Raw genomic sequence first — 14,011 nt, 5'->3', positions numbered from 1 at the left:
GCAGCAGGGATGCTGCGGAGGCTGAAAGGGCACAGGGATGTGATCCTTGAAGCCGGTGGAGAAAATTACTACCCTGCTAAGGGCGCTGCTCCGATCTCAAAGCTACTGTTAGTCATCGTTACACAGATTTTAATTCCGAGCATCCGGCGGCTAAACGCGCCGGATGCTCGGCTCCCAACTCTAGTGATTATCTTCTGCGGCCGGCATGGTAAACACCTCCTCCAGCCAACGCCATACCCGCTGCTGCTGCGCCGCCGAAAACTGATGCCCGTACTCCGGCCAAAGCTCAGTCACCAGCTTTTCGCCGGCGCCATTCGCCTGCCAGATTTGTCGCATCGTGGCAAAAGCCTGCTCAGTGCCAACCGCTGGCATCAGACGATCTTTAGCACCACTGATAAACAATGCCGGTTTAGGTGCTGCTATACCCGCCAGATGCGGGTAATCCAGTTTCGCTGCCAACCCGGGATGTAACATCCAGAACGCCGTTTGGCCGCGTAATTGATTATTGCCCGGCGTCATAGCAGTATCACTGGTGGTCATCCAGCTGATGGTCGCTGCGGCTTTGATATCATCCGTCAGCGCCGCCAGTTGCCAGGCCCGAAACCCGCCCATTGAAAAACCCAATGCAGCAATGCGAGTGTTATCGACCTGCGGCAACTCGGCAAGAAAGGCTGCCAAGCGCAAGTCTTCATAAGCCGCCAACCCGGCCAGCGAGCGCCCGAGCTGAAAAAAATTCGCGGCCAGCGCCTGCTGGGCATCGGCATTTAAAGGTCCCCGTTCACCAAAACCCAAGGAGTCCGCTGCCAGCACCAGATACCCCTGAGCCGCTAGCTCATCACCGATAAAACGGCCATCGTAATAACGTTTAGTCCAGGCCTCCGCCTTGGCAAGATCGGGATCCCTGGCAAAGGGTTTGATCAGCTTGGCTTTACCAATTAAAAAATAAGCGCCGTGATCATGCAGCAGCAGTACCGCCGGGAAAGGCCCCTCACCTGCCGGGCGCAGCACCGAAACGGTAACCCGGTTTTCTGGCGTCAGATTAAGCTGCCAGCGCTCGGCCTGATAGCCATCGCGCTGCTCAACCATCAGTTGTTCAGCCGCAAAATCCAGTGGCTGTTCAGGCCACAGCAGTGCGTCGCGCAGTAGTTGCCGCGCCTCAGTGCGCCACTGCTGAATTGGCGTAGCGCTATCCGGGCGCCAGGCGGCACTAAACTGTTGCTCTGCTTTCAGCTGCTGATAAAAACCCGGTAATTGCTGCGCCAGAATCTCTGCCGAAAGCGGCGCTGCAAAAGCTAATGCCAGCATGCTTAGCAATACTCTCAATTTGCACTCTCCGTAATAGACCGTGTTACAGACTAAGTGATTTTCCGCGACAGGGAAATTCCAGATACGAACAAAAGCACAAAAACCCCAGGCCTGACTTTGCCTGCGAGGCCAGCGCTGGCGGTAATGGAAAGTGCCAGCCTGCTGGATTTTTTGCTTAGTTTGCCCGAGCCATCCGATGAGTTACAGCGAGCTATTCATGCGGCAGCTAGCTGGTTGGCGCGCCATGCTATCGCTGATCAACACTGGCATCCGCAACTGCGGGTGCTGCAAGCCAAAGCCGGCGCCGGGCCGCTGTGGCCACGCTTTGCAGAGCTTAATACCAACAGACCGATCTTTGGCGATCGTGATGGCGAACTGTATTATGACGTGCATCAGGTCTCATTCGAACGCCGGCAAGGTTATGCCTGGTATACCGAGCGCCCGGCACCAACGCTTGAGCGTTATCAACGCTGGCGTGCGGCCTTTAATGACGCTGCAAAGTAAAAACCGACTCAGCGACCTGGCGCGTTAATTCCACATCCAACAGCAGTGTTTGATGCGGTGCAAAAATCTGCGCCAGTTCCTCAACCGCCAAGCGCAGCCCTGCAGCTGCACTGGCTGGCACCACGCTAAAGCCTGCGGGTTGCCGAGGTGGCTTAAACAGCGGCTGGGCATGGAAACTTAAAAACAACTGCTGAAAGTTCGGGCTTTGTTTAAGCTCGTTTAATGCCGCCACATCAAAATAAAACGCCCGGTTTTGTGGCTGCTGGCTATGCGGATGCACGTGCCGTAAAAACTGCTGATACAGCCTTTGTTCAAAGCGACTATCGGCATTTGCCGTGCGATACATTTCTAAAAAGTAATCGGTGACCGGATCGCCATGCTGATCCTGTAGCTTACAAAGCACCTGGCTGCGCAAATCCGCTTGCCAGTTGGCGGGCGGGTTTTGGCTATCCAACTGCTGCTGATAGGCAAAATGACCTGTGCTGCCCACCTGAAAATCGGCATCTTCGACTTGCAGTGCCTGCCGAATCAGCTTTAAGGTCAGCGGGTTATGCGGAGCTTTTTTACCATTACCGATAATACTGCCATGATGCTCATCTGGCAGCACCGAAAAGGCGATTTCACCCTGACTTTTTCGCAGCTGCAAACTGCCAGGCTTAACGTTTTGCTGCTTATCCAGCGCCACTTTCAGATAACGGCAATTCAGGTTTGCCCCGGCAATGCGCACCGTACCATCTGAGCCGGCTTCGTTGGCGATAGCGCTGATCCCGCTGTAACCACGATTACCAATTAAAATGGTGCTGAGCATTCTGCCCGCACCATACCAAGACTCAGTGGCAAAGAGATCGGCTTTAGCCAGTTCCCGGCTATAGTCGGCCGCCAGCTCCAACCCATATAACAAATTGGCGCCGGTTTGAAAGCCCGGTTGCTTCCAGCCTTTAACGGCCCGACCATAGAAGCTGCGGCCTTTATGCGCCAGCGGCGAACCAAAGTTGGCCGGCGCCAGTTGCAGAAAACGTTTAACCGGATTGGTGGCCGCAACATAATAACGGGTAAACCAGTGCCGGCTAACCAGGGCACCGGTGCTGTGGACGATCAGATCAACACTTTGCGGCGAAGTGGGCAGCTGCATACCCAGCCAGGCTTGTTGCATCGCCGCGGCCAGATCGCCATAACTGATCTCATCCTGTAATGACAACCAGTCAGCCAGATACAGATGTTGTACCGCAGCACCAAACTCGGTTTGCAGAAAGTGGGCTAAGTCACGAAACGAGCGGCTGTTATCACTCCAGCCGTGCAGGATAACAATGGGATTACGCATGGCGGTTCCTCTGCCAGTTGCTGCTTTAAGCAGCAATCAGTATAGCTGCCGCTGTCGCTATAGGGCAAAGTTGTGGTCACCGCTAAGTGTAGAAAGCGGAATAACTTAAATATCGATAGGTTTTGTCGCTAACCTAAACAGCCGGAATAATGGCATTAGGTCCCCCTGATAACCTGCAATGTTTGTTAGCAACCAGTCTTCCTGCGAAATATGGTGCCAACTTAATTCATAACCCGCCTGCAATGCTAAAACCTCACAAAACAATCTTAGGCTTCTGCCATTACCCTCTCGAAACGGATGAAGCACATTAACTTCACAGAAAAAGTCCGCAAGATTATTAATAAATACTGGGAGCGGCATCTCTCGGAAGTAATTATTTCTCGGCAGTACTTCAAAACACTTTTCCGCTGACTTTGAAATAAATCGAACATTACAAAAATGCGTCGATTGTTTTGCAATATCGACAGTTCTGATTTGTCCGGCCCAACTGTATAAGTCTTGAAATAGATGATAATGGATATGGCAAAGATAATCGAAGCTCAGATTATCAAAGTCTGGGATAAAGGTGCTCAACCGGTATGAGGTGAACTCAACTTCCGCTGCTATAAGTTCCTCTTCAGACTTTAAATCCAGCAGATTGATCAATAAAGAAGAGTTTGGGTAACAGTAGGGATCTTGTCCAACACCATACTTATCAGTCATGTAACTCTTGTAATTGCTTGAGTCTAGCTAAAATTTTGGGGTTCAAGCTAGCTTTGTCTTTGGTAGGTTTTAACCCCTCAAGACGCAGGCTCTCAGCAAAATTGCTAACCTTTATTGCTTCAAAGCGCTTTTGTAACTGCTGCTTGCTGACCATATTTAGCCCCTTGATTAAACTATTGGTAATTCTAGCGCTTAATCGGTTTTGCAACAAGTTACTGTCAAGCACCATCTTTGAACATATACCGCGCCTGTTCCCCGGTATAACTCTGCAGTGCCGCCCCGGCATCGGGGCAGAGTGTATCTTGTACGAGAAACCCCTGCCGCTGCCAGTAGCTTACCGAGCCCTGTACTGCTACCAGCGCTAACCGGGTTAATCCCTGCTCTCTGGCAAAGTATTCGGCCTGCTGCAGCAAGCGGCTGGCCAGGCCTAAACCCCTAGCCTTAGCGCTAACCGCCATATCGTGCAGATACAGCAGCTCTGGCTTGCTGGCAACCTGAAACGGACTGCCCAGTGGCACTACCTTGCCAGCTACAGAGGGGTAGCAAAACAAATAAGCGAGCAGCTCACCGGCTGGGTTTTCTGCCAGCCAGCAACTATCCGGCGCAGCAGTCAGGCGCTTTACCAATAATTCCGGTGGCTCATACAGATTATCGCTATAACAGCTATCCTGCAGCGCCACCACCGCCGCCAGATCGGCAGCGCTGATTAAGCGGATCTGAATACTCATGTTGCTTACTATGCCGACTGTTCCGACTTTGCTAACAGCAGCGCCCGAACATAGTTTAAGCCACCCACTACCGCCGCTACCTGCGCCAGAATACACTGCTCGGGCGTGGCACTGGGGCTGTCCGGATAAACTTCGGTGGTGGTAACAAAGCGCGCAGCGGTCATGCCGCCACAAAGCCCCAGGGATTTTTTCGGGTAATTGACGACGCCAAACTGCGCCAGCGGCTCGCCAATCAAACAACCTTGTTCATCAGCAGGGGCGATATGCGTCACTTTAACCACTTCATCAATCATGGCTTTTTGAAAATCCGGCTGTGGGTTTTCACTATCGCCAACCAGATAAAAGCCATCCGGAATATTCCAGTTGGTGTTTACCGTGCCATCGCGTGCTGCTTTGGCCGGACGAAACTCACTGTTATCCGAATCCGTGGTTTCATGCAGATCGATATGAACTAGAGGTGTAACACCCAACGCCAGCAGATAATCGCGCAACAAACCAGCTTCGGCTGCCGGGCTATTGGCAATAAAGGAACGGTTTGGATCGACCGCCAATGGGTTCCAGCGATTGATCGTTTCATAGCCCCAGGGGCTGATACAGGGTGCAATCAACAGGTTAAAGTCGGCAACATAGGCCGCAGCATGAGCTTTGGCAAAGCGCAACGCACCATGCACACCACTGGTTTCATAACCGTGCACTCCGCCGGTGACCAGCGCCAGCGGTTTATCAGCCTGCCAGTTGCGGCTTTTTAATAACAATAGCGGATAACGGCCAAAACCCTGCGCCTGATAATCCAGCTCACCGTATTGGATCACCTCAAACTGCGACTCCAGCGCACTAAGCTGACTTAACACATCGCTCTGATAGCTGCGCTTGATGCTTTGCTCGGCAAGCCATTGTTGTTTTTCTGCCTCGCCCCAGGCTTGTCCCTGAGTGCCGATATGATAGATAAAGGGTTGCATAGTGCCTCGCTATAATGCTTGTTCGAGCCGGAAATAGTGGCAGCCTAACGGCTTTGGCTATTTTGTAAAGCCCTGTGCCGTCAGTTGCCGAAAAAAAGCGCTGTGACGGCGATTTGGCGGCTTTCTGGCGGTAACTTGACCGCCCAAACAGACCATTTTCGCTTGCAGCCTGGTCATGGTAACCCCTAAGCTACCCAGAAAGAACAAGGAGATGATAGATGGATATTAGTGCAGAAAAGCTAAAGCAGTTAAGATTGGAACGTGGCTTAAGCCAGGATCTGTTAGCCAAACAGAGTGGTCTCAGTTTAAGAACGATTCAACGTTTGGAACAGGCAGGTGGTGGTTCGCCCGAGTCTTTACTGGCGCTCTCTGCATCATTGAATGTCTCACCCCAGGCGCTGCGCCACAGCTCTGTCCCGACGATCAGCCACTGGTCCTTTGCCCAACGCAGCGTCCAACTTAGTGCCTTGCTCCTTTTGCTGGCATTACTATTGGCCCTAGTCAGCCTGGCCTCACATGGCCAATTCAGTATTTATCTTGATCTGGTTTCCCTGCTATTCCTGCTGTTATTTGTCCCCGGCGTAACCTTAGTCGCTGCCGGCCCAATGGGTCTGATAATGAGCATCATTAACCTATCATTACTATGGCAGCACGCTACTGGCTCCTTGGCTGAGCGGCGTTTTTTACAGCAGCTATACCAACTGCAATACCGATTATGTTATGGCAGTGCTCTAGTACTCAGTCTGCTCGGTTTAGTCAGCGTGTTTTACCATAGCCCGCACTTATCCACCGCAAGCCTGCAGGGAGCACTCGGCGTACTCTGCCTTGGTTGGCTCTATGCCGCCTGCGCTGCAGAGTTACTGTTGCGTCCAGTGCTGTTCAAACTCAACGTAAGCATTCAAGCAGAACAGCACACGCTAGCCAACTGACTGCCAATGAGTGCTCTGTCCAGCCAAGAATTAAAATGGCACAAATACCTGAATATTGCCGCCACCAAATTGCAGATTATGTAATTTAACCGTAGGGTTGATCAGCAGATAAGCACCGCTGCTTTGGCTAAGCTGCCAAAGCAGATTGGGGCTAATTTTGGCCAGCCAGCCATTATCTTTTAACGGTTCATCGCTATTTGTTCTTAGCTCGCTACGGACTGCACCATAGCCAACATAAAGCGTAGGCCGCCAGCGCCAGTTATCGTTAAGGCTGCGATCTTGTCGCAGATAAGCAAAGGCTTCACGTCGGGATTCAGCACTTTGTGTCGCATTGGCAAAGCGGCTATCGTACTCAGTTAAGCGGTTAAGTTGTAAGCCTAATGCTGTTGGTCGTTGCTGCCAGGGTTGCTGCCACTCCAGATTCAGCTGTGCAAAGCGCCGGGTAAGTTGCCAGTCGGCATCGCTATCAGCAAGCGGGCTGTCGGCGCGGCGTTTGCCATACAGTCCCTGGCCTTGCACGCTAAGCTGGCGCTCGCCTTGGAAACTGCGCTGCCAACTGATGCCGGCGGAGTATTGTTCATCCTGTAGCAATTGACCGAGGGTGGCATCGTTAAACTCGGTCGGTAAGTTGATATTGATAAAGGCCGACAGCTGCTGATCGACGAATTGCTTAGCTCCCGCCAAATAGAGCGTGAGCGGATTGCGCTCGTAACGATTGTCGCTGTAGGTTTTACTGTTATAAAACACATCGGTCAGCACCACCGCCGCCGTCAGATAGCTGCCATCATCAAAATAGCGGTTGGCCTCAAATTGCAGATCCATTTCTTCTTTCGCGCCACTGACATCGCCCCAAACGCCCAGGTCCCAGTTGGTGCGGGCCTGATAGCCTACTCCGAATAAAGCCCGGTCATACCAACCGTCAAGATCCTCCGAGCGCTTATGTCGGAAGCCGGCAAAGAGCGGCGCATCAAAGCGCACTTTTTGCTGCAATAAGGAATGCACATAAAACTCTTTACCCCGGCTGCTGCCGCCAGTGCCATACCAACCATTTTGCTGCCATAGCGGCACACCACTGCTAATCGGTTGTTCGGTAAAGCTCAAACGCTGTAAAAAACTCTCCAGATTGTAATCAAACTGACGCCCGTCAAAGCGCTCCAGCCGGAATGGCTCCGGGCCATGCCAGCCATTCGCCGCCTCGACCAACGCTGCACTGCAAAGAAGTGGCAAGGCCAACCAGGAGTATTGTGCGTTTTTCATCATCACCGCCTGCTATCCGAAAAAATCGTAGTATGCTGAACCTCGACTGAACCCTATCTGAATCTTCGCTTGAGCGCCCAGATACCAACTGCTAAGCTGTTGATCATTCATCTATTCAGCCTTTAAGCCTTATGCGGCAACTCCTAGTGCAGCAAATTGATCCCCAGGCGTGTCCTACGCAGGGCCTGTCAACTTTTAACAAAGTGATTTGTCTGGCGATCCTGCTTTCTACCCTGCTTGCCATTATCGAGACCGAGCCTGTATTAACCACCAACTGGCCACAACTGTTTTGGTGGGCTAATCTGGCTTTCTTGCTGCTATTCAGTGCCGAGCTGGCGCTCCGGATCTATATCGCCCCCTATACTCAGGCGCATTTGGGACAAAGCCGCTGGCGTTTTTTAAGCAGCGGCTGGACGCTACTGGATTTGCTGGTGCTGTTAACCTTTATGCCATTATCAGAAGAACTGCAGCTGCTGGTGATCCGGCTGCTCAGGGTGTTCCGAATAGTTCGCCTCTCGCGGCTTAGCCGCTTTAATGCCTCATTAAATTTACTTATTCAGGCGGTAAGAAAACGCAAAATGGAACTGGGTATCAGTTTTATTATTGCTATGTCGCTGTTGTTAACCACCTCTATCCTGCTTTATCTGGTTGAGGGTAGTAGTAATCCGGAAGATTTTGGCAGTATTCCACGGGCCATGTGGTGGTCAATTGCTACTCTGACCACGGTTGGCTATGGCGATGTCACACCGCTCTCGCCGCTGGGGAAAATTTGTGCAGGTATCACGGCCCTGATTGGTATCGGTATTGTCGCTATGCCAACGGGGATCCTGGCGGCAGCCTTTAGCGAAGCCTATCAAAAAGCCAAGGTCCAATCTGGACCTACAGAACAATAAGGAGCACCTTATGCCAATTTCGATGTCCGAAGCGGCAATTGAGAAAGGGAGTGGCCAGAGCTGGGCACATTGGCTGGCGTTGCTTACTGCCCGACAGGCCGAGCAACTTAGCCATAAAGATATTGCGATCCTGTTAGCCGAACAGGGCGTTAGCCCCTGGTGGTGTCAGATGCTGGCAGTGCAGTTTGAGCAATACCTTGGCCGGCGGGTAGTAGGTCAGGATTGCAGCGGCAGCTTTAGTGTTTCGGTTAATAAAACACTCAGTGGCAGCATGGACGACGCCCTTGCATTCTGGCAACAACTTGTTGCCGGGGAGCAAGCCTTTGCCGATATTCCACTTAGCCGCGGCCCTGATATCAGCCAAACTGAAAAATGGCGCTACTGGCGCTGTGGCCTGGCCGACGGTTCACGGCTAAATATCAATATCTATCAGAAAGCACCGGATAAAGCCGCGCTGTCGATACAGCATGAAAAACTGGAAAGTGAAGCCCAGGTCGAATTCTGGCGCAGCTACTGGAAAGGCCGGCTGGCTGCAGGCTAATACTCTCTCTGGATTTTACCGGCCCAAGATTTGGCAAGGCTGCTCTAACCCCAATTCAGCGACATGCGCCTGCAGTTCAGGGTAAAAGGCTAGAAAAACCCGCTCCAGCCGGGGGTAATGGCGTTCAATATCTTGCCCGGCACCGCTAAAACGGTTAGCAAAGCGAATGCGCTGTGCGATACGGTCCAGCGCCATTGCTACACCATCTAACTGCTGATAGGCCGCCAACCAGTCTTGCTGGCGTACCTTGCGCATTACCACCGCCATCGCTTCCGGCATCAGAGGCTCCGCTGTCGCCAATTGCAGGTAGAGCTCTGACTTGGCTTGCAGATAAGGCGTAGCGTAAAACTGCCGCCAATGCCTGATTAAGAAATGATCGAACAGCACATCCAATGCCACTGGCGCAAACCGTCGGCGCTCGGTACTAAAAAAGGCGCGCGCTTCGCGTACCTGCGGATAACTATCGGTAAAGCGATCCACCGCCCGGTGATTGGCTAAACCGGCCTGAATTGGCCGCGGTAGCGTATCGATGGCAACACCTTTGCAGAAGTCACCTAATAAATTGCCGACTAAAGATTGCGGCTGAGGCTGCGCCAGCGCCGCATGCGCCAGATAATTCACTCGTTACTCCAATACCAGGGCTTGTTGTAGTTTACCCTGCCCGCGCCAGCGGGTCACAAAAAAATTGTTGTGTAGTTATTAAACAGTCTTGACGCCCACAAAATTTAGGGGTAAAACGTTTAAGACAATTTTAACTGATAAAGTTTTACCAAAATAATAAGAGTTGTACCTGAACCAGCCAGCAGCTTTAGCGTGTCATCTAGCTGTTATCACGCTGTACTGGTCGGTCGCCCTACTGAAAATGCCTGCTGGCATTTTTTTAACGGCAACAAACTTAAACGTTTCAGCTTATAAAAAATAATATTCCAGATCGACAAGGGAGACACCCAAGATGCAACAGCAACCTGCGTTATCCAGCCTGGCGCTGGCCATTACTCTCGCTTTAACTTCTCATCAACTTACTGCGCAGGAAACTGCGCCTGAACCGAAGGCTGCAGAACAAACTGACGCGGCCGCAGAAGCTGCCCCCAGTGGCCTCGGCTTTGAACGTATTCTGGTAACGGGTGCAGTATCGCGCAACCAAACCGTAATGCAATCCAGCGTCTCAGTTAGTACCCTGACCTTTGAAGATATCGATGCGTCAGCGCCCCGCTCTACTGCTGAAGTGTTCCGCATGCTACCGGGTGTGCGCAGTGAAGCCAGTGGTGGCGAGGGTAATGCCAATATCGCAGTGCGCGGCTTGCCGGTGGCTGCAGGTGGCGCCAAATTTCTAACCCTGCAGGAAGATGGTCTGCCTGTGCTCCAGTTTGGTGATATTGCCTTTGGTAACGCCGATATTTTTGTCCGCGCTGACGCGACTCTGGCGCGACTGGAAGTGATCCGCGGTGGCTCTGCCAGTACCCTCGCCAGCAACTCACCGGGCGGTGTGATTAACTTTATCAGTAAAACGGGTCAAGAGCAGGGCGGAAGCGTGGCGCTGACCTCCGGCTTAAATTACGATCAGTTCCGTACCGATTTTGAATATGGCGGTGATATCAACAACGATATGCGCTTTCATATTGGCGGTTTTGTCCGCCAGGGTGAAGGCGTGCGGGATCCAGGTTATCAGGGCGAGCGTGGCTATCAGCTAAAAGCCAACCTGACCAAAGACTTTGACAGCGGTTATGTGCGGCTTTATGCCAAGCACCTGAATGACCGGGTAACCAGCTATATGCCAATGCCGATGTTGGCCGATGGCAGTTCGCTTCCCGGCTACAACGCCAAAAAAGATACGCTGCAATCCGCCTATTTAACCCAGACAGTGCGGCTAAACGGCGACAACCAGATCTCACGTGGCGATGTTCGCGATGGCATGAACCCACAGGTTAATAGCTTTGGTATCGAGGCGCAGTTTGACCTCGATGATAACTGGACCCTGGATAACCGCTTTCGGATCAGTGAAATCAGCGGCAACTTTATAACGCTGTTTCCGGCCGAAGTCGACAGCGCCCAGTCTATTGCCAATAGCATTGCCGGCAGTGGCGCTACAGTACGCTATGCGGTAGGTCCGCAGGCTGGCGACTTGTACGGCAACGGCAATGCAATGCGCATTCATACCTTTGATGTCGAACTGCATGACTTTGGCTCCATCGTTAACGATCTGAAATTGTCTCGCCGTTTTGGCGAGGTCGATGTCACCTTTGGCTACTACCTCGCTGACCAGAGCATCAGTATGTCCTGGCTGTGGAACTCCTATCTGATGGCGTTAAAAGGTGACAATGCTGAGCTGCTAAATGTGTTTGCCGCTAACGGCACAGCCTTCTCCGAGCAGGGCCAGCTGGCCTATGGCGTGCCGTTCTGGGGCAACTGCTGCCAGCGCAATTATGATACTGACTACAGCATTAAGGCTCCTTACGCTGCAGCCAGCTGGGCCTTTGGCGACTGGTCGTTGGAAGCCAGTGTGCGTCGCGATATAGGCAGTGCCAGCGGCACCTATGCCGGCGCGGTACAAAGTAGCCGTGATATGAACGGTGATGGGGTGATCAGTATTATTGAGCAGAGTGTTTCCGGTATTGATCTGGCCAATCCGCAGTTAGTGAATTATGGCTGGGCTTACAACTCGTACTCAGTCGGTGCCAACTATCAGTTTAATAACGACTGGGCCATGTTTGGCCGCGTCAGTAAAGGTGGCCGTGCTAATGCCGATCGTCTGTTGTTCGGTAAGGTTAACGCCGATGGCTCGGTGGCCCGCGAAGATGCCATTGACCAGGTGAAACAATATGAACTGGGTAGCAAAAGCCGCCATGGCAACCTGAATTTGTTTGCGACGCTGTTTTTCGCCGAAACGGATGAGCAGAACTTTGAAGCCACTACCCAGCGCTTCTTTGACCGCGTTTATCAGGCCAAAGGTATTGAGCTGGAAAGTAGCTACCGTATCGGCGATCTGGACCTGCGCGGCTCCATTACCTGGACCGATGCCGAGATCAGCAAAGATGCGCTGAATCCTGAATTAGTCGGCAATACGCCACGGCGTCAGGCCGATGTGATTTATAATCTGTTAGCCCGTTACACCCTGGATCAGGCACAATTTGGTGTCAGTTTAATTGGCACCAGTGCTGCCTATGCCCAGGATAATAACGACTTGAAATTCGGCGCCTATACCCAGGTCAATGCCTTTGCCAGTTACGAGCTGGCCAAGGATCTGACAGTATCACTGAATATCAATAACCTGTTCGATAAGGTCGGTTTAACGGAAGCCGAGCAAGGCAGTGTGCCGGCCAATGGCATTATTACCGCCCGTACCATCAATGGTCGTACTGCCTCTGTTGGCTTACGCTATCAGTTCTAAGCGACCGCTGCTTTATACTTTAAGGCGACTGCGGTCGCCTTTTTTTATACCTGCGAGATTTAAGCCCGGTACCGGAACCTCTGCTCCGCCCCCCCACTCCGGAAAGCTCGCTCCTGATAGCATGCACCTAAAACCAAAGCACAATTTATCTTAACGTTTAAGATAAACTGGGTTAGAGTGGTTTTATCTGTCGGCTCTGTCTGCTAACACGCAAAAACCCGGAAAACCTGATGCCAAAAGTTACCCTTAAAGCGCTGGCCAAACACCTTGGGGTGTCGGTGGCGACTGTATCTAACGCCTTTAACCGCCCGGATCAACTCTCGGCAGAGCTGCGCAAACATATTCTGCAGGAAAGTGAAAAGCTCGGCTTTAGCGGCCCGAATGCCACGGCCCGCAGCCTGCGTACCGGCCGCTCCGATATGATTGCCATTCTGCTGTCGGATACGCTGGAATATTCGGTCAGCGATCCGGTTGCGAATCAGTTAATTAAAGGCATCGCCGAGGTGCTGCAAGACGCCGGCAAGGATATGTTGCTGTTATCCGGTGCCAAAGCGGTACATAGCACCGCCGAAGCCCTACCCGATGGCTTTATTATTTACGGCAGCCCAAAAAATCCGGAGCAACTGGAGCGGGTTAAACAAAGCGGCAAACCGCTACTCTGTGTCGACTGTAATCTCAGTGGTATCGGCTCGGTTAATATCGACAACTATCAATATGCCTATGATATTGCTGAGTATGCGCTGAAAAAACAGCCTGGCAAGGTCGCAGTACTAGGGCTTAGGTTGATAGATTCCGATCGGGTCTGCCGGCTACAACAACACGAGCTATACGATGCGAATGAGGCGATTTCCCGCCGCCGGCTCGAGGGCTATCTGGCCGCCGCCAAGCAGCAGCAACGCGAATTAAACGCGGAGCAAATCTGGCATATACCGGTTAATAACCATCATTACGCGCAAATCGCCGCCCGTGAGGCTCTGACGCAACATCCCCGCCCAACGCTGCTGCTTTGTATGAGCGATCGGATTGCGCTCGGAGCTATTAGTGTCGCCCGGCAATTAGGTCTTAACATCCCGCAAGATCTGCGGATTGTCGGCTTTGATGGCATTGAAGAGGCCGAGCGTAGCTATCCGGCGCTGACTACCGTCGCCCAGCACAGCGATGAAAAAGGCCGTATTGCCGCCAGAATGCTGCTGGCCGGCGATACCGCTGAAAATGTGCTTTTACCTTGTGAGCTACGCCTGCGCGACAGCTGTTAAAAAACGTTGTATTTTTCGCCAGAAAGCGGGTTCTTAGCTTGCAACTTAAACGTTTAAGGTGTAATTTTAAGCCGTAACAACGAATATAGCGGGGTTAGCGTAAATGGCCAGTGTCTGCTGATAAGCAGTCCCCTGAGCCACTGATGCTACCTGCGGCTAAGGCCAGCTGCGCATAGCGCAGACTGCCACACTAATAAAACGCTGCACTTACGACAGCGATAAGACAGG

Annotated in this window: 14 protein-coding genes; 6 read left to right on the top strand and 8 right to left on the bottom strand. The window is 52.2% G+C overall.

Annotation, left to right across the window (positions count from 1 at the left end):
* Positions 1-180 precede the first annotated feature (180 nt).
* Entirely contained in the window at positions 181-1,323 is a 1,143-nt protein-coding gene (locus tag AJE_RS15555; RefSeq protein ID WP_039928902.1) for a dienelactone hydrolase family protein, read from the bottom strand.
* Positions 1,324-1,422: 99 nt separating this feature from the next.
* Between AJE_RS15555 and AJE_RS15550 the strand changes: the two genes are divergently transcribed.
* On the top strand, positions 1,423-1,809 hold the full coding sequence (locus tag AJE_RS15550) for a pectate lyase (protein WP_237709379.1): 387 nt from the start codon (positions 1,423-1,425) through the stop codon (positions 1,807-1,809).
* Here AJE_RS15550 and AJE_RS15545 read toward each other — a convergent pair.
* The 5 genes from AJE_RS15545 to AJE_RS15525 form a co-directional block, all read right to left on the bottom strand.
* Positions 1,790-3,130 (bottom strand): esterase/lipase family protein, encoded by a 1,341-nt coding sequence (locus AJE_RS15545; protein ID WP_008951645.1) that lies wholly within the window; start codon positions 3,128-3,130, stop codon positions 1,790-1,792. The genes AJE_RS15550 and AJE_RS15545 overlap by 20 nt on opposite strands.
* Positions 3,131-3,235: 105 nt before the next feature.
* Positions 3,236-3,832: a putative adenosine monophosphate-protein transferase Fic gene (locus AJE_RS15540; RefSeq protein WP_008951644.1), complete on the bottom strand. Its 597-nt coding sequence runs from the start codon at positions 3,830-3,832 to the stop codon at positions 3,236-3,238.
* Positions 3,825-3,986 carry a YhfG family protein gene (locus tag AJE_RS18640; RefSeq protein WP_008607816.1) on the bottom strand — a complete coding sequence of 54 codons (162 nt, stop codon included), beginning with the start codon at positions 3,984-3,986 and terminating at the stop codon, positions 3,825-3,827. The genes AJE_RS15540 and AJE_RS18640 overlap by 8 nt, the downstream gene beginning before the upstream one ends.
* A 64-nt stretch (positions 3,987-4,050) precedes the next feature.
* Complete coding sequence (locus AJE_RS15530) at positions 4,051-4,560, bottom strand: GNAT family N-acetyltransferase (protein ID WP_008951642.1); 510 nt, start codon at positions 4,558-4,560, stop codon at positions 4,051-4,053.
* 8 nt (positions 4,561-4,568) lie between these two features.
* On the bottom strand, positions 4,569-5,519 hold the full coding sequence (locus AJE_RS15525; protein WP_008951641.1) for a M14 family metallopeptidase: 951 nt from the start codon (positions 5,517-5,519) through the stop codon (positions 4,569-4,571).
* A gap of 218 nt (positions 5,520-5,737) precedes the next feature.
* On the opposite strand from AJE_RS15525, the gene AJE_RS15520 reads away from it, so the two are divergent.
* On the top strand, positions 5,738-6,448 hold the full coding sequence (locus AJE_RS15520; protein ID WP_008951640.1) for a helix-turn-helix domain-containing protein: 711 nt from the start codon (positions 5,738-5,740) through the stop codon (positions 6,446-6,448).
* Between the two features lie 30 nt (positions 6,449-6,478).
* Here the strand turns inward: AJE_RS15520 and AJE_RS15515 are convergent, their stop codons facing one another.
* The gene (locus tag AJE_RS15515; protein ID WP_008951639.1) at positions 6,479-7,705 is read right to left on the bottom strand and encodes a hypothetical protein; all 1,227 of its coding nucleotides are present in this window, start codon (positions 7,703-7,705) and stop codon (positions 6,479-6,481) included.
* Positions 7,706-7,836: 131 nt separating this feature from the next.
* Here AJE_RS15515 and AJE_RS15510 point away from each other — a divergent pair, with 131 nt between their 5' ends.
* Positions 7,837-8,598: an ion transporter gene (locus AJE_RS15510; protein WP_008951638.1), complete on the top strand. Its 762-nt coding sequence runs from the start codon at positions 7,837-7,839 to the stop codon at positions 8,596-8,598.
* Positions 8,599-8,608: 10 nt separating this feature from the next.
* Positions 8,609-9,139 (top strand): hypothetical protein, encoded by a 531-nt coding sequence (locus tag AJE_RS15505; protein WP_008951637.1) that lies wholly within the window; start codon positions 8,609-8,611, stop codon positions 9,137-9,139.
* Between the two features lie 15 nt (positions 9,140-9,154).
* Here AJE_RS15505 and AJE_RS15500 read toward each other — a convergent pair whose 3' ends face one another.
* Positions 9,155-9,760 (bottom strand): acyl carrier protein phosphodiesterase, encoded by a 606-nt coding sequence (locus tag AJE_RS15500; RefSeq protein WP_008951636.1) that lies wholly within the window; start codon positions 9,758-9,760, stop codon positions 9,155-9,157.
* Positions 9,761-10,091: 331 nt separating this feature from the next.
* Between AJE_RS15500 and AJE_RS15495 the strand changes: the two genes are divergently transcribed.
* Positions 10,092-12,527, top strand: a complete 2,436-nt coding sequence (locus AJE_RS15495; protein WP_008951635.1) for a TonB-dependent receptor — start codon at positions 10,092-10,094, stop codon at positions 12,525-12,527.
* 230 nt (positions 12,528-12,757) lie between these two features.
* Positions 12,758-13,783: a LacI family DNA-binding transcriptional regulator gene (locus AJE_RS15490; protein ID WP_008951634.1), complete on the top strand. Its 1,026-nt coding sequence runs from the start codon at positions 12,758-12,760 to the stop codon at positions 13,781-13,783.
* The last annotated feature ends 228 nt before the right edge of the window (positions 13,784-14,011 follow it).

This window comes from Alishewanella jeotgali KCTC 22429 (genome assembly GCF_000245735.1).
Taxonomy (GTDB): Bacteria; Pseudomonadota; Gammaproteobacteria; order Enterobacterales; family Alteromonadaceae; genus Alishewanella; species Alishewanella jeotgali.
The sequence above is the reverse complement of the archived record's forward strand: the minus strand, read 5'-3'. Positions and strand labels throughout refer to the sequence as shown.